Raw genomic sequence first — 16,343 nt, 5'->3', positions numbered from 1 at the left:
ACCCCCTGCGGGATTGACTGCACGACTCCATGAAAAAAGCGAAACCGCGTCCAAAGTGGTCCACTCAGGATGTGTCTCAGAGGTGGACGCTTAAAGGCGTGTTTCGCTTTTTCCATTCCGTCTCGGCCGGTGTCCCTAAGATCTTCGCTTTTTTCTCCTGTTTCCTCTACGAGCTCCGAAGGGATTCGCGGGCAAAAGAAACGCAACCGTGCCCGTGCTACGAAGCGGCTACCACTTTTGCGTTTCCCCGCGAATCCCTTCGGAGCGGGCAGTCTCAGCCCTCAGCAGGACGGAACCCGGAGCCTAGACTGGAAATATTCTTCTCTCCACTGCAGCCCCATGACATGAAAAAACACCCGAAACCTCTCGGGTGCCCTCATTTCTTTAACTGATAAAGCTTCTTCGGTCGTCCACGCACAGCCTGCTGCTCTTCCCCGCTGAACTCGGCCAATTCCACTTCGCACAAGCTGCCCATGATCCGCTGAGCATTTCGTACCGTCATCGACAGGTGCGAAGCGATATCCGTCGTCGAAAACGACTTCCAGCCCATACGCTGAACCAGCGCACGCAGCTTGTGATACGATTTGACACTTACATTGGCCCGGTTCAGCTTTTCCAACAGCTCGCGATCACTGGAGCGGAACGAATAGGCGAGCTCCTCTGTTTCTCCCACCGATTCCATCATGACACCATTATCCTGTACGACGACAATGCCCGCCCCCGGTCGTTCTTTTGCGTGCTGGATTGCTTTTCGCGCATTGTTTTCCGCAGAAAAAGCTGTATCCCCAAAGCCCACACCTACTGCAACCGGAACCTCTGCCTCCAAAGAGAGCTGTTCCACCGTAAGTCGTAGCATTTCAATCTCTCGTTGCATCGCACCACGCGAGCTGAAAATCTGGTAGCGTCCGTTGCCATTTGCCAGCAGAGATCCGTCCAGCCTATCGCAGAGCGCAAGCAGAATTTGTCTGATCTTCAGCTCCAGATGCTGCAAGTAAAAGCGCGTGCTGGTCCGCTCGGGAATCTTGTCAAACTGCTCCAGCTCAATGATCTCTACTCCAATTTGTGTGTCCTTAAAGTAGGAGCTTTTCACCTTTTCAATGACGATTTTCATCGCCTGACGAATCTCCATTTTCGTCATCAGGACACGATAGACAGGAATGCCTTCCTCGCGCAGCGCATGTTCAACCACAGAAAACGTGGTGAATGCACCTTGTGTCTTGCCTTCGCGCCACAGCGATACATGAAACTGCGTAATTGCATCCAGGTCAAAATGCTCGTCGTACGTAGTAACGTAAATCTCCTCGTCGGGTATGTCCAGCTCCGACATCGACTCTCGCAAATGCGTCCCTTCCGACTCGATCATATCGATGGAAACACGGTTCACGGCGGTCTTTTGGTCAATCGACATCTGAATGAAACAGCGATACAGATTCGAACCATTCGGCGGGCAATATACGAGATTGGCATCCGGGCTGAGCACGTTTTTGGCGATGGTAAACGGAATCGGTCCAGAGAAGAACCATCCGTTTAATTCTGGATGATGCTCCAGGACGATTTTGCTCACGTCACGAACGTCCTCATAACGAAAAGGAACAAATTCGATCTCATGCTCAAACTCATTGGCAACCGCCAGTATCCGCTCCACCGAAGGCAGCGGTCCTACAACACCGATTCTATACATAAGGGCGTTATCTCCTACCTGGTCATGATCGACACCTTTTCCTCATTCATATCATGTACGCTTCTCTTTGTCCATCGCATGCAAATGAGTTGCTGAACGAAAAAGAATAAAAAAAGAACTGATGGTTCTATACCCTTAACCATCAGTTCGAACTTTATTTGAATACGACTAATAGCGATTCAAGTTTTTAATGTACTTGCCAGCAGCCACTTGTCCCTCGTAAACCCATCCTGGAGGAACAGGTGAATATTTGCTTACTAATAATACGGTTCCATAAGGAGCTCCAACGACATTCATGATTGTTTTGCTATCATAATTTTCTCGCGATACAACCCATCCAGTTGGAATAGGGGAGAACTTAGTCACATTGAACTCGGTGCGATAAGATGCTCCTATTACATATTTGATCACCCGACCAGCTACTTCATCTCGTAAAACTACCCATCCTGCTGGAACGGGAGAATATTTGCTAACTCTTAATTCTGTACCATATGGAGCACCTGCTGTATTTTTAATTAGCTTGGAACCTAGGTCTTCACGAATGACGACCCAACCTGCTGGAACAGCAGCAGACTTACGAATCCATTCCTCATCCGAGCTCCATCTGGCAGAAACTAATGAATGTTCTTTCTGCTCACCAACACTAGTGGCTTGAATCGGAGACGTTAACACTGCAGAAAATACGGCTACACTTAATGCTGAAAAAACCATTTTCTTGAACATAGTGATTCCCACCTCTCCCATCATTAACATCTACCAAAATATACCATTTATTTAAAAATGAGTAAATTTTTAAGAAAAGTCAATTAATTTTATACCACTATACGTATCTATCAATAACCTAAGTAAATATTTTTTATCGAGAAGATAAAAAAATTCCTTTGCTATCGAAAACGCAAGCAAATATTCTGAATATACGTTTTCTATCATTTTAAGGGGGGTATTTATGAAAAAGGGACTGGCAATTGCAACCTGTCTTACCTTGCTTTTCGGGGTACTAGCGGGGTGCTCGAACTCTTCCGCACCTGCAGAACCCACTGGCTCCACTACACCTGCAGAAACGACAAAAACAGAGCCGATGGTGTTAAAATGGAGCATCAACAGCGAGCCGCCTTCGATGGACCCTGGGATCGCCGTCGACGCGGATTCGTTTGACATGATTTACGCTGCCTTTGAAGGTTTGACCAGCTATGACCTGAATGGTCAACTCGTCAATGCTACGGCTGAGAGCTTCACCAACTCGCCAGATTACATGAACTACACCTTCAAAATTCGCAAGGACGCCAAATGGAGCAACGGAGACCCTGTCACCGCCCATGATTTCGTCTATGCGATCAAGCGCAACCTCGATCCGAAAACAGCGTCCGAGTACGCCTATCAGCTTTACTACATTAAAGGAGGAGAGGAGTACAATACGGGGAAAGGCAAAGCAGAGGATGTAGGCGTCAAGGCTGTAGACGACTACACCGTCGAATTCAACCTGAAGTCACCGACTCCATTTTTCCGTGAGCTGACCTTCTTCCCGACCCTCTTCCCATTGCATCAAAAAACGCTGGAAGGAAACCCGAAATGGGCGAATGAAGCGAAAACAATCGTGGGAAATGGTCCATTCATCATGGACACGTGGGAGCACAAAAGCAGAATCGTCTTTACGAAAAATCCGAATTACTGGGATAAGAACAACGTCAAGCTCGACCGGATTGAAATTGCTATGATCGAGGACAACAATACAGCGTTCTCGATGTTCGAAAATGGCGACATCGACTGGGGTGGCTATCCTGCCTCGACACTTCCGACCGACGCAATCCCTACACTCAAAGATGCAGGCAAGCTGATGGTCGCGGATAACCCAGGTACACAATCCGTTGTTTTTAATACAAACAAGCCACCGTTCAACAACAAAAAAATTCGCCAAGCCTTCGCTTATGCCATCAACCGTCAGGAAATCATCGACAATATTTTGCAGACGGGCGTTCCAGCCGCCTACGGTTGGGTACCGACTTCCATGGGATTAAAACCAGACGGCTACTTTAAAGAAGACCAGGCGAAAGCCAAAGCACTGCTGGAAGAAGGTATGAAGGAGCTCGGACTCTCGACCTTCCCGACCATTACTTACACTTTTGACTCGAATGATACCAACAAAAAACTGGCCGAAGCCCTGCAAGATCAGTGGAAAAAAGCGCTCGGCGTCAACGTGAAGCTGTACACGGCGGAGTTGAAGGTGTACCGCGACATGAGGTCGCAAGCCAACTTTGAGATGATCCGCTTCCAATGGGGCGCAGACTTCAACGACCCGATCAACTTCCTGGAGATGTTCCGCGACAAAACGGGCGGAAATAACCACCCGGATTGGGAAAATGCCAAGTTTAAAGAGCTGATCGACAAGAGCTACAACGAGCCTGATCTGGACGCACGCAAAAAAATCCTGCTAGAAGCGGAAACGATTCTTATGGAGGAAATGCCTCTGGCTCCGATCAACTTCCGCGGAAGCCCTTATGTGAAAAACGACAAGGTGAAGGATTTCATCATCTTCCCGTTGGGAGGCGCTTACTTCAAGTACAGCTCGGTTAATCCGTAAGGGGAAAAACCTTATGTTTGTGCGAACATAGTGGTGGGGAAGAGAAAAACGGGCTCCCTTCGTTGGTGGCACGCCAACGAGGAAGCAGGGAAGTCCGTCTCCACTCCAAAAAGCGGTACGTCGACCAAAAGCCACCCGATGGGCGGAGGCTTCTCAGCGAAGAGGTTGGTCGACAAGCGTGTACCGCTTTTTTCCGTTCCGACTGGGTAGGCGCGCCAAGGCCTCCGGTCGCTCCGTTTTTCTCTTCCTCTCAGTAACTTTTGTATTCACGAGTTTCTTGAAAACTTATAATCAAATAAAACAGGCTGTACCTGTCACAATAGACGGTACAGCCTGTTTTATTACATTTACACAGTCAGCGTTTTTTGTTCGTTTCCGTGGTAAGCATTGGTGTCCAGTTCTTTTGTCACTCTGCTCGTCAAGAGTCCGGACGTCATGCTTCCGCTTACGTTCAACGCGGTGCGGCCCATGTCAATCAACGGCTCAACGGAGATGAGCAAACCGACAATTGCAATTGGCAAATTCATCGTGGACAAGACGAGAAGAGCTGCAAAGGTTGCTCCGCCCCCTACGCCTGCAACCCCGAAGGAGCTGAGTGCCACTACTGCGATCAGCGTCAGGATGAATGATGGTGTCAGCGGATCAATTCCTGCGACTGGTGCTACCATGATGGCCAACATGGCCGGATACGTCCCTGCGCAACCGTTTTGTCCGATGGAGAGTCCAAAGGAGCCTGCGAAGTTGGCAATTCCCTCAGGAACACCCATGCTTTGCTGCGTTTTTACATTCAGTGGCAACGCGCCCGCGCTGGTACGCGAAGTAAAGGCGAATGTCAGGACAGGGAATGCTTTTTTCACATAGGTGATTGGGTTTAATCCTGCAAACGTCAACAGCAACAGATGGATGATAAACATGATGATCATCGCCACATACGAAGCGACAACGAACTTGCCTAGCTGCCAAATGGCATTGTAATCGCTGGTAGCTGCCACTCTGATCATGATTGCCAGTACACCATATGGCGTCAGGCGCAAGATCAAAGTCACGACACGCATAATAATCGTATGGAATGCGTCCACAATTTTCGCAAACAATTCAGCTTGCTCCGGATTTTTGCGTTTTACCCCTAAATATGCAACACCGATAATTGCGGAGAAAATCACGACGGCAATCGTAGAAGTCGCCCGATCTCCAGTCAGATCGAGGAAAGGATTCGCAGGAAGCAGTTCCAAAATTTTGGCTGGCATGCTCAAGTTCTGGATATCACCCAAGCGCTGTTCCACCTGGTCGATCCGAGCGGATTCCGCATCTCCCTGCTGGAATTGTGCTCCGTCGAGATTAAAAGCCAAGGTAGTCGAAATCCCGATCGCTGCCGCGACAGCAGTCGACCCTACCAAAAGTCCGATAATCAGCGTACTGATTTTCCCAATGTTATTGGTTAATTTCATTTTGGTGAAAGCCGATAAAATAGAGATGAATACCAGTGGCATTACGATCATTTGAAGCAGCTTCACATAGCCTTTACCTACAATGTTGTACCATTCGATGGTGGATTTGAGTACGTCCGATTTAGCTCCGTATACGTATTGCAAAATGAGTCCAAATAAAATCCCGAGTCCGAGACCAACAAATACCCGTTTGGAAAAAGAAATGTGCTTCTTTTGCATGGCATACAATCCAGCAATGAATAAGAGCAACAAAACAATGTTTACGATGATCAATAACGTCGACATATATTCCCCTCCCTTTCGTTTTATGTACCTCTCATTATTGTATTCGGTATAGATATAGTTATATTACCAACAATCCCTACTGGTCAAGTATGAATTGTTTTTGTATTATTCCAAACTGTCTTACATGAATAGCTTTGTCCGGCTGTAGTGGTGGTGAGGAAACAGGAGAAAACGCTCAGCTTCTTGTCCCGCCCGCTGTGAGATTGACTGCCCGACTCCATGCAAAAAGCGAAACCGCGTCCAAAGTGGTCTCTTCCTCGAAGTTATTTCAGAGGTGGACGCTTAAGAGCGTGTTTCGCTTTTTGCATTGCGTCTCGGTCGACGTCCCAAAGATCTTCGCTGTTTTCTCCTGTTTCCTCTGCGAGCTATCCGTTCTAAACGAGTTTTTAACGCTTTAAAAGATTGAAGAATGCACTCTAGTTACGCTAGAGAAGAATATTTCCAGACGTAGCGAATTGTGAAGTCCTACCGAGCGGAGAAGGGATTAGCGGGAAATAGAAACGCAACCGTGCCCCTGCGACGAAGCGGCTACTACTTTTGCGGTTCCCCGTTAATCCCTTCGGAGCGGACAGTCCAACCTTCCCGAGGGACGGAGCACTGAAGCCTAGACTGGAAATATTCTTCTCCCCACCGCAACCACATATAAAGTGACCAATGAAAAAACCAGGAACCGCCCATTTGGACGATTCCTGGTTAGTTAGTAATACGAAATCGTTTCGCTTATTTCAGTTGCTTCACCACCAAATTCCACAGCCAGGTGAGGACGACCGCACCAATGGCTCCGGCAATGACGTTAAAGCCGGCCCACATCCACAGCCAATCACCCAGTACCAAATCGCCCAGCCAGCTACCCAAAAGAGCAGCAATGAGCGAAGCCCACCAGCCTGATCCTGCCGCTTTTCCTGAACAGATCATACTCATTGCCCACCAAACGACCACACCGACGACAGCCCATACGAACCAGAACATTCGTACACACTTCCTCTCTCATGATGGTGACGCTTACATAAGGGCCAAAATAATGACTAGTTATCTGTTACCATCATATTGAACAAAAGAGAAAGTGTGCATAGGCATTTAATTGGTATACAGTTCCGATCGGCGGTTGGCTACGCTTGGCAATTTGCCCCGTACTCGTTCAATCCGACTTACATCCAGTTCTGTGATTAATAACGTTTCTTCTTCCCCTGCACTTGCGATCACGACACCCATTGGATCGACGAACATGCTCCGTCCGGCAAAAATATTTCCGACCTGATCAGCCGCACATACAAACATCGTGTTTTCAATGGCACGCGCACGAACCAGCGTCTCCCAGTGATCCTCTTTCATTGCTCCGGCTACCCAACCTGCTGGAACAAACAAAATATCGGCACCCTGGAGCGCAAACTGTCTCGCGATTTCCGGGAAGCGCACCTCGTAGCAAACCATCAGCCCGATTTTGCCGAATTCTGTTTCCACCACTTGATACGGATTATCCCCAGGCGCGATGAAGTCCGATTCTGTGTAGGAAAAGGCATCGTACAAATGTGTCTTGCGGTACGCATGCAGCAGCTGTCCTTCACGGCCTAGAAAAACAGTCGTATTGTAGGCGCGATTTTCATCACCCTCGATCGATTCAAACACACCGCAAACCACATAAACTCCATGCTCCCGAGCAAGCTCTGCCAAGCCGGAAACAAATGGACCATTCAGCTTTTCCGCTACCTCTGCTGGTGTTACTCCCGACTTTGGCGTGGCAGGTGCGCTGTACATTTCAGGCAAAATCACAAAATCTGCCCCTGCTATTTTTGCTTTTGCGATGTAATCGGCTGCTTTTTGCAAATTTTGCGTCTTATCCATCGTTGCTGTAAGTTGTGCAATGGCTACTTTCATGAATATCCCCGTCCTTCCCATTCATTCAAAGCTCTCGTTTTCTTACTTGCTAGTATAACTGATTTTGACCGAGTTCCAAGTAATTATGCTTTACCAGCTGGACGTCTTGTATATAATGGACTTGTCATCTTGCGTATTAATTTCCCCCCTATCGAAAGTAGGTGAGTCCATGTCCATCCGTATCAAGCTGCTGCTCTCTTACACAGGGATGTTAGTAATCAGCTTGCTAACGTTTTTCGTAGCCGCCAGCCTATTTACAATTGCGGCGACAGGCGATATTAACAGCTTTCGCGACTTTTATAAAGTGCATTATCAGCTCAATCCGCTGACTGAACAAGAAGAGAATATTTTCCTTGAATTGAAATATCTCGCCAAGAATGAGCCGGATCAGTTGCAAAACCAGGAGCTGCTTGCCGATTACGATTTCAAGCTCAAAACGGTACGAGCCGGCCTGTATGTCCGCAGGGAGAGCAAGCAAGTCTTTGCCTCCCCAACCATCAATCAGCCCGAGCTGGAAAACAGCTTGCCGCCCTATGACTTGAACAACAACCAGATTCGCAACACGTTCAACATCGGTGAAAGATTTTATGCGTATGCCAAGTTTGACTTCAAATTTTCGGATGGCGCAAAAGGCAGTGTCTTTGTGATCCGCGAGCGCAGTCCATTTGGTGAGGTTATCCGCAAACTGCTGCCGATTCTCGTGTTCCTCCTCATCGGCGTCATTGTCATCGCAAACGTCTTGTTGTACCGCTGGATTACCCGCAGCGTCGTCAAGCCGCTCGATTTACTCCGCAATTCGGCTGAGAACATCAAGGAAGGCAATTTAGACTTTGAGCTCCATCTGCAAACGAAGGACGAGATTGGACAACTGAACGAAGCGTTTGAAAACATGCGCAAACGATTGCAGGAATCAGTACGGCTGCGCCTTGCGGACGAAGAAAGCCGCAAAGAATTGATTTCTAACATCTCGCATGATTTGCGTACACCGATTACCAATATCAAGGGCTACATCGAGGGAATCCGCGATGGCGTAGCTGATACCCCGGAGAAAATGGACAAGTACGTGAACATCATTTACTCCAAGGCGGTAGACCTCGACATGCTCGTCGATGAGCTGTTTCTCTACTCCAAGCTCGATCTGAAACAAGTGCCCTTTACGTTTGAGCATGTAGATATCGTGCAGTTTTTGGATGATTGTATCGACGAGATGCACTACGATCTGGAAAAGAAGGGCATCACAATTCAGTGGAATCAACGCACAACAGAAGGCACCCTGGTCATCGCCGATCTAGAAAAAATCAAGCGCACCGTCTTAAACATCATTGGGAACTCGCAAAAATACATGGATAAACCTGAGAAAATCATTTACGTCTCGGTTCAAGCGGACGCTCATTGGGCGACTATTGAAATCAAAGACAACGGCATCGGTATCCCGCAAGAAGCCATTCCTCACCTGTTCGAACGCTTTTATCGGGTGGAGCAATCCCGTAATTCTTCCACGGGCGGTAGCGGTCTCGGACTTTCCATCGCGCGCCAGATCGTCGAGGGTCACGGTGGCACCATCTGGGTAGAGAGCAAGCAAGGAGAAGGTACCAGCCTGTTCTTTACGTTAAAACGTACCCACAAACAATAGGAGGTGCACATTCCCATGTCTTCACGCATCCTCATCATTGAAGATGAGACGACCATCGCTCAGCTGGAGCGGGATTATTTTGAACTGAACGGCTTTCAGGTCGATTTATGCCACTCTGGCAGCGAGGGCTTGCCGCTTGCCATCAATGGCGATTACAGTTTGATCATCGTTGATTTGCAGCTTCCGGGCATGGACGGCTTCGAATTGTGCAGCCAGATCAGACAAGTCAAGGAAGTGCCGATCCTGATCGTCTCCGCCAAAAAAGAAGAGATCGATAAAATCCGCGCCTTTAATCTCGGTGCCGATGACTATATTACAAAGCCCTTTAGCCCAAGCGAATTAGTAGCCAGAGCCAAAGCCCATCTGACAAGATACGAGCGTTTGACAGCCCGACAGCCTCAACCATCGAACGCAGAGATTCACATTCGCGGTCTCGTCATCGACAAAGTCTCAAGAAGAGTGTATGTACGCAATCAGGAAGTCATTTTCACGACAAGAGAATTCAATCTGCTTGAATTTTTAGCGACGCACCCGAATCGGGTTTTTAACAAAAATGAGCTGTTCGAACGAATCTGGGGCATGGATTCCAGCGGAGATATCGCGACCGTTACAGTGCACATTCGCAAGCTGCGTGAAAAGATCGAAGTCGATCCGTCCAATCCGCAGTATATCGAGACGGTCTGGGGTGCCGGGTACCGATTTACTGTCTAAGTGTGAATACCATGATCCATCACAAAGCCTTCGGCGAAAACGAGGACGGATTTTCCGCTCCACGTCAAAGCTGGGGTTTTTTTACGTGCAAGAAAGTTTAACCACTTCACCGTATCAAAGCGTCATTGCTTAAACTTTCTGGAACGCATAATGACTTTCCGCTAAAGCGCGGTCGCTCCTCCATGTCCAGGCTTCGATAGAGGTCATTTTATCTTTTTTTAAGAACTTTTTTAGATTCTATTAATCTCTTGTTTCTTGGCAGTTTATGTCTCTCGTCTATCCTACAGGTAATCAAGTAACAACCGACTCTAAAGGAGGACCAACCGATGAGAAAGTTTTCCAATAAAATCGCAATCATGATGCTCGCCACTGTTTTGGGCACAGCATCCCTTCCTTACGCTGTACTGAACGTCCAAGCAGCTTCCACTCCCCTAAGTGCACAAGAAATTCAAAAAGCGGTTAGTGAGCTCGCCAAGCTGCAAGTGATGCAAAGCAACTCCAACACTCACAATCAAGTTACACGCGCTGAACTGGCAAAAATGGTCTCGCACACATTTGGTTTGCAAGGCGGCAAAACAGATAAATCCGTAACCTTCACGGATGTGAAAACAAATGATTGGTTCTCCAAATACGCGGTTGACCTGGTATCTCTTGATATTATGCAAGCAAAAGATGGCAAGTTCGATCCGCGTGGAACTGTGACGGATGCTGAGCTCACTCAAGTCGTTGCAAAAGCGCTCAAGCGCGATGCGAAGTCCGTTAACTACTGGGCAGAACGCTTCTTCTCTGCAGACAGCACCGCTACACGCGGCGAAGCTGCTTATCTGTTGAATACAGCTCGTCAGGCGATGCCTTCTGACAAAGCAAGCATCACGAACGTTCAAGCCTTGAACGAAATCACGTTGATTGTGACCTTCGACGCTCCGTTGACCGCAGAAAACGAAGCATTTGCAAAAGCAAAAGAAGACTTTGTCTTCAGCGAAGGTCTGACACTGACCAACATGCCACGTCTGAAAACGGGTTCTACCAATACTTACATCGTGCCGACCTCGGTTCAAAAACCAGGAACAACCTACGAGCTGACTTACAAAGGGAAAAAGGCGGGCACATTCCAAGGCAACGCAACCAAGATCGACATGACGGAAGTACGACAAGTAACAAACGACACGTTTGAAGTGGAGTCCTTGCGTGAAAATGGTGTCCTTGATTACGGATACATCATCTCTGCCTACAGCGGCGGACGTGGAGCAAATGCATTGGTGCTGGATCAAAACAACAGTGCAGACGGCAAAACGTATCAAATCATTCCTTCCATGCAAGCAAGACAAGTGACCATTACACCGGAAGGCGGACAACCAATCGTAGCGAAGTACGTGCCTTTCACACAATCAACAGACGGCAAGCAAGAAATTAAATTCCGTCTCCCAGAAGGCCAAGTCCTGACTCCGGGCGTTACGTATACCATTACGTCCGACTGGGCGAATATCGCGAATCCTACCTTCGTCGCAGAAGAAATCGCTCCGCTCGAAATCAGCGAAGCCAAAGCAGCTAGCGAAACCTCTATCACGGTTACCCTGACAGAGGACCCGGGAGACGAGCTGTTCTCTGGACGCAGCGTAGAACTCACTAGTGCAGACGGAGAAAAACTGCTGGCGACGTACAAATATTCCAGCCGCAAAGGTACTACAGGCGTGTTTGACATCCAGCAAGATGGTAAACTGAAAGCAGGTACCACATACACGGTAACACCTGTCGGCGATTGGGCTAGCAAATCTTCTGCTGAGTTGACAGTGGAGTAGTCTTTGGGGTGTTGCAGGTATCCAAATCAAAAGAAAGGTGTGGGCTCGCTATACTGCGTATTGGTCTTATGACGATCGCCATCGCTCTGACTGGGTGTGAGATGAATTGGAATACCCTCTTGGCGAGTGGCGAGCAGCAAGCAACCCAGGCGGTGAAAGTTGAAATGGATAAGCTGAATCAAGCCTTATTGACAGCAACCAGTCAAGGAGACAAAGCAGCGATTGAGAGGCTGCTTGCAGAAGGAGCAGATATTGACGCTACTGATAGTAGGGGCCGCACCTCTGCGATGATCGCGGTCCACACTGCTCAACTCGACATTTTCAACTTGTTGGTTGAACACGGAGCCAACATCAACATCCGAGACAAAAACTTAGACAATCCCCTGCTCTTCGCAAGCGCAGCAGGCCAGCTCGCATTCGTAAAAGCCTCGATAGCAGCAGGTGCCGATACGACCATTACGAACCGTTTTGGCGGAACGGCCCTAATTCCTGCGGCTGATCGTGGACATGTCGAGATCGTCAAGGAACTCCTCACCACCTCTGATGTCAACATCGATCACGTCAACAGATTGGGCTGGACCGCTCTCTTAGAAGCGGTGATTTTGGGCGATGGTGGCAAGAAGCATCAGGAAATCGTGAAGCTCCTGATCGAGCACAAAGCCAATGTCAATCTCGCTGATCACGATGGTGTGACTCCTCTACAGCATGCGAAAAGGCATGGCTACAAGGAAATGATTGAAATGCTCACGCAAGCAGGCGGTAAATAAAAGGACTTCTCCCATATGAAAAAGGATAGGATCGTCAGGAATCATCTGACCCCTATCCTTTTTCTTATTTCCTAGACCAAAAGACCCTGCAAAACTCAAAACTTTTTCTATATTCAGGCGTCAATTACTAGTGGACTATTCCATTATGCCTATAACATTTTGATAGGAGCCTGTTTTACATGACCGTCAGCTCGTATACATCTATTCTGGAAACGGACAAACGCATCCGAAAAGCTTCTCCTAACCTTGAAGCCAAGGTGGAGATGTACAAGCTCTTTCTTGCTTCTACAGATGCTATCGAAATCCATATGAATAACCTGACGCATCCTTTGACTACCCTCAGAATCTATGACATCCATCGAACAAAACTCGCAGAAGCTGAATATAGTCCGAACGCTCCCATCATCCTTCCATTTTTTCCGGAGGAAGATGGTCTTTACTATGTGCAGCTGACGATTGGGCCTGATCCAGACCCGCAGCACACTTATCAACTGCACGTGGATAAGTACAAACGCCTATCGGGGATCATCAATCAATCGGAGGAATTTACAGCAGAGCATGGTCCGTACATGATCGGACCAGAGGATGTCATCATAGCTGGTGGGACTTCAATCAGCTTTGAAGCAGGTACATCCATCAACGTACGGTGCCAAAACAAGATCATCGTCCAAAATGGTGCCTCTATTTCTTTTCGCGGAGAATCAGACAAACCCATCGTCGTCATCGGTGCCATAGACGATACAACCGCGCACCGTTGGAATCAGCTCGTGTTATCTCCCGCAGCTGAGGCAACCTTCCAGCACATCATTGTGCAGTACGACAACGACGAAGACGGAGTGGACTTCCTGACCTCAGCAGCCCCTTTCGTCGCGATCGCCTCATCCGTTGAAGAATTCGAGTCAACCGTTGCCAAAACGAACTATGTGGAGCGGGCCGCAGTCGTGTCTCCCTCTTCTCGCCTGGACTTCATCAAAACTTGGTTCCAGCAGTCCAGCCCTTATCGCTTCCATATTTTTGGCGACCTCTTGCCTGAGCTTTATTTCGGCATTGATGTCACCACCTTTGCGCGATGGGAAACGGATACGAATCGGATTAATGAAGAACGCGTAGAAGCTGGTGAAATCAATTACTGGGATTTTGTTAACGGCAACTTCACTGCCGATTTGATAGAAGCTACGTATCTGTTTGCCAATAATGAGAGCAGCCCGGAGCTGCGAATCCAACGATTGATTGATTTTCTGATCATCGCGCAAAAATGGAGGAGAAAACACGGGTGCTTCAGCCTGTTCGACATGATCGATCCGTTCCATGATCACGACGAGGAATTTTACAAGACGTTTGAACAGATGTCGTCCTCCTTTTGGCTCGCGCACAATACGTCCATTATTCACTGGGATACTCTTTCACGAGAACTCGGCATATGGCAAAAAGAAAGTTTCTTCGAACGGCAATTCATCAACTCCGTTATGATTCGCCTGCACTTCGCAGCTGATCTGCCGTTCACTCTTCCGGGGTATGGAAACAACATTCCACCTGTCGGCTTTCTCGGTATTTCCATTCACTTTGGCCCGTTCCGCTATCCAGAGGATTATCCGGCACCCGAGCCTGAATTCGATGTCAATTACGGCGAACTCTCTACAGCTACCTATGTGAAATTTATGTTTGAATCGTTTCTCAATGGCAAAACGAATCCCGTCTACACGTGGTGGATACCTACGCAAGCGGATAAAGAACTGTTTCGAACCTTGCAGGAAAAGGGCATCTCGCTGGATTCCCCTCCGGAAGATTGGGACCGCGAATTCGTGCAGCCTGCTAGAAAAACGCTGGAGGAGATTCGGGCATTCTACCTTAACCCTACTGCAAATGAAAGGTTCACCTCCAACTATTGAGGTCGGGAGAAGTCATGCCACATGACTTTCGAACAGCAGAGGATTATTTCGGGGGTTAGACTTTTTCGGCAGTTATGTCTGGGAGTTTTTTGAGAGATGATCTTTTGTTTCATCATCTTGTGTAACCTGTAGAAAGTATTTCGATTTAAGATCTTTTGAATTAACGTTCAGGGAAGCACAAAAAGTTGCGTGGAAAGAAGCGCATTTCCAGTCCAAGCGCCTCTGGAGCGGACAGTCTAACCCACAGCGGGGCGGAGGCCGAAGCGTAGACTGGAAATGCGCTTCTTTCCCCCACTAGAGCTACTAATTCACAAAATTTTTCCCATAGTAAATCTCGTCCATCTCTATTTGCAATTGCTTGGCAATATCCTCCTGCTCCTCCGATGTCAGCTTATCCTTCGTGTATCCGAACAAATAATTGTTCAGATCAAATTGCCTGCGTTTGCATTTGGTATGGAAAATATTATCTTGGTACACATTCACATCAATCATGTGGAACAATTCCTTAATTTCCTCGGGAATATAATTTTGGATCGAACTGATGTCGTGATCGATAAACAGCTTGTATCCATGTATATCCCGGGTAAAACCGCGCACCTTGTAATCAATTGTCATCAAGTCTGTATCAAACGAACGAATTAAATAATTGAGTGCTTTGAGCGGAGAAATTTCGCCACAGGTCGACACGTCGATATCGGCCCGGAATGTACTGATACCCTCCGTTGGATGGTACTCTGGGTACGTATGCACCGTAATATGGCTCTTGTCCAATTGCAGCACCAGATTTTCAGGCAAAGGTCCGGGGGATTCCTCATAAGATTCAGTAGGGACTTCTACGACTGGCCCCTCGGATACAAGAACAGTGACGCTCGCCCCTTGTGGTACGTAATCTTGTTGGGCGACATTCAGTATATGTGCACCGATAATATCCGACACGTTTTTCAAGATATTCGTCAATCGCTCTGCATTGTATTGTTCATCTATGTATTCGATATACGCTTCCCGTTCCGCTTTTGTTTTCGTGTAGCAAATGTCGTACATGTTGAAGCTGAGTGACTTGGTCAAATTGTTGAAGCCATGCAGCGTAACGTTTTGTTCTGTTTTTTGTTCCAACGTCATTTCCCCCTGTGGTGGCATCCAAAAACTCGTTTGCTCTTACTTTTTCCTCCATCTCCTTCATAAATACCCACTACTTTTGTCCCACCTAAAAATGATTCGATAGCATTAGGAAAACTTGACAGGATATGGTTCTAATCCCCTGTGTTTAGTGATAAAATATCGAAGTGTGTCAAAATTTAGAAGAAAGGGGGAAATTATCATGCATTGGTATACAAGCGTATTGAAGAAATACGTCGCTTTTACAGGAAGAGCTAGACGTCAAGAATATTGGATGTTCACTTTGTTCAACATCATCGTATCTCTGGTAATTGCTCTCGTAGACTCATTAATTGGTACAGCATCTGTTTTGGGCATAATCTATTCACTGGCAGTATTGCTGCCTAGTTTGAGCGTAACTGCTCGCCGATTGCACGATACTGGAAGAAGCGGTTGGTGGATCCTTCTCTCGTTTATTCCTTTTATCGGTGCAATTATTTTGATCGTATTCTTGTGCCAAGACAGCCAAGGAGACAACCAATACGGTGCGAATCCAAAAACTTCGCAATCCTTCTAATGTCT

The 16,343-nt window shown here is 47.6% G+C and carries 13 protein-coding genes; 7 read left to right on the top strand and 6 right to left on the bottom strand.

Annotated features, from left to right (window positions below):
- Positions 1–376: 376 nt before the first annotated feature.
- Positions 377–1,681, bottom strand: a complete 1,305-nt coding sequence (locus ACKKE8_RS04830) for a hypothetical protein (protein WP_409177167.1) — start codon at positions 1,679–1,681, stop codon at positions 377–379.
- A 168-nt stretch (positions 1,682–1,849) separates the two neighbouring features.
- On the bottom strand, positions 1,850–2,404 hold the full coding sequence (locus tag ACKKE8_RS04825) for a hypothetical protein (protein WP_409177166.1): 555 nt from the start codon (positions 2,402–2,404) through the stop codon (positions 1,850–1,852).
- A 223-nt stretch (positions 2,405–2,627) separates the two neighbouring features.
- Between ACKKE8_RS04825 and ACKKE8_RS04820 the strand changes: the two genes are divergently transcribed.
- Positions 2,628–4,259, top strand: a complete 1,632-nt coding sequence (locus tag ACKKE8_RS04820; RefSeq protein ID WP_409177165.1) for a peptide ABC transporter substrate-binding protein — start codon at positions 2,628–2,630, stop codon at positions 4,257–4,259.
- Between the two features lie 347 nt (positions 4,260–4,606).
- Here the strand turns inward: ACKKE8_RS04820 and ACKKE8_RS04815 are convergent, their stop codons facing one another.
- From ACKKE8_RS04815 to ACKKE8_RS04805, 3 genes are all read right to left on the bottom strand, one after another.
- Positions 4,607–5,992: an L-cystine transporter gene (locus ACKKE8_RS04815; protein WP_409177164.1), complete on the bottom strand. Its 1,386-nt coding sequence runs from the start codon at positions 5,990–5,992 to the stop codon at positions 4,607–4,609.
- A gap of 720 nt (positions 5,993–6,712) precedes the next feature.
- The gene (locus ACKKE8_RS04810; RefSeq protein ID WP_409177163.1) at positions 6,713–6,961 is read right to left on the bottom strand and encodes a hypothetical protein; all 249 of its coding nucleotides are present in this window, start codon (positions 6,959–6,961) and stop codon (positions 6,713–6,715) included.
- Between the two features lie 108 nt (positions 6,962–7,069).
- Positions 7,070–7,867: a carbon-nitrogen hydrolase family protein gene (locus ACKKE8_RS04805; protein ID WP_409177162.1), complete on the bottom strand. Its 798-nt coding sequence runs from the start codon at positions 7,865–7,867 to the stop codon at positions 7,070–7,072.
- Positions 7,868–8,036: 169 nt separating this feature from the next.
- Here ACKKE8_RS04805 and ACKKE8_RS04800 point away from each other — a divergent pair, with 169 nt between their 5' ends.
- From ACKKE8_RS04800 to ACKKE8_RS04780, 5 genes are all read left to right on the top strand, one after another.
- On the top strand, positions 8,037–9,500 hold the full coding sequence (locus ACKKE8_RS04800; protein WP_409177161.1) for an ATP-binding protein: 1,464 nt from the start codon (positions 8,037–8,039) through the stop codon (positions 9,498–9,500).
- Between the two features lie 15 nt (positions 9,501–9,515).
- Positions 9,516–10,211 (top strand): response regulator transcription factor, encoded by a 696-nt coding sequence (locus ACKKE8_RS04795; protein WP_017249936.1) that lies wholly within the window; start codon positions 9,516–9,518, stop codon positions 10,209–10,211.
- Positions 10,212–10,537: 326 nt separating this feature from the next.
- Positions 10,538–12,010: an S-layer homology domain-containing protein gene (locus tag ACKKE8_RS04790; RefSeq protein ID WP_409177160.1), complete on the top strand. Its 1,473-nt coding sequence runs from the start codon at positions 10,538–10,540 to the stop codon at positions 12,008–12,010.
- Between the two features lie 101 nt (positions 12,011–12,111).
- Positions 12,112–12,777, top strand: coding sequence for an ankyrin repeat domain-containing protein (locus ACKKE8_RS04785; protein ID WP_409179070.1), 666 nt, complete (start codon positions 12,112–12,114; stop codon positions 12,775–12,777).
- Between the two features lie 179 nt (positions 12,778–12,956).
- A complete protein-coding gene (locus ACKKE8_RS04780; RefSeq protein WP_409177159.1) occupies positions 12,957–14,666 on the top strand; it encodes a hypothetical protein in 1,710 nt (569 codons plus the stop codon).
- A gap of 303 nt (positions 14,667–14,969) precedes the next feature.
- Here the strand turns inward: ACKKE8_RS04780 and speD are convergent, their stop codons facing one another.
- Positions 14,970–15,785, bottom strand: a complete 816-nt coding sequence (gene speD / locus ACKKE8_RS04775) for an adenosylmethionine decarboxylase (RefSeq protein WP_409177158.1) — start codon at positions 15,783–15,785, stop codon at positions 14,970–14,972.
- A 199-nt stretch (positions 15,786–15,984) separates the two neighbouring features.
- Between speD and ACKKE8_RS04770 the strand changes: the two genes are divergently transcribed.
- Positions 15,985–16,338 carry a DUF805 domain-containing protein gene (locus ACKKE8_RS04770; RefSeq protein WP_409177157.1) on the top strand — a complete coding sequence of 118 codons (354 nt, stop codon included), beginning with the start codon at positions 15,985–15,987 and terminating at the stop codon, positions 16,336–16,338.
- Positions 16,339–16,343: the final 5 nt, after the last annotated feature.

Source organism: Brevibacillus fortis, from assembly GCF_046196545.1.
Taxonomy (GTDB): domain Bacteria; phylum Bacillota; class Bacilli; order Brevibacillales; family Brevibacillaceae; genus Brevibacillus; species Brevibacillus fortis_A.
This window is presented reverse-complemented; position numbering and strand designations above follow the sequence as displayed.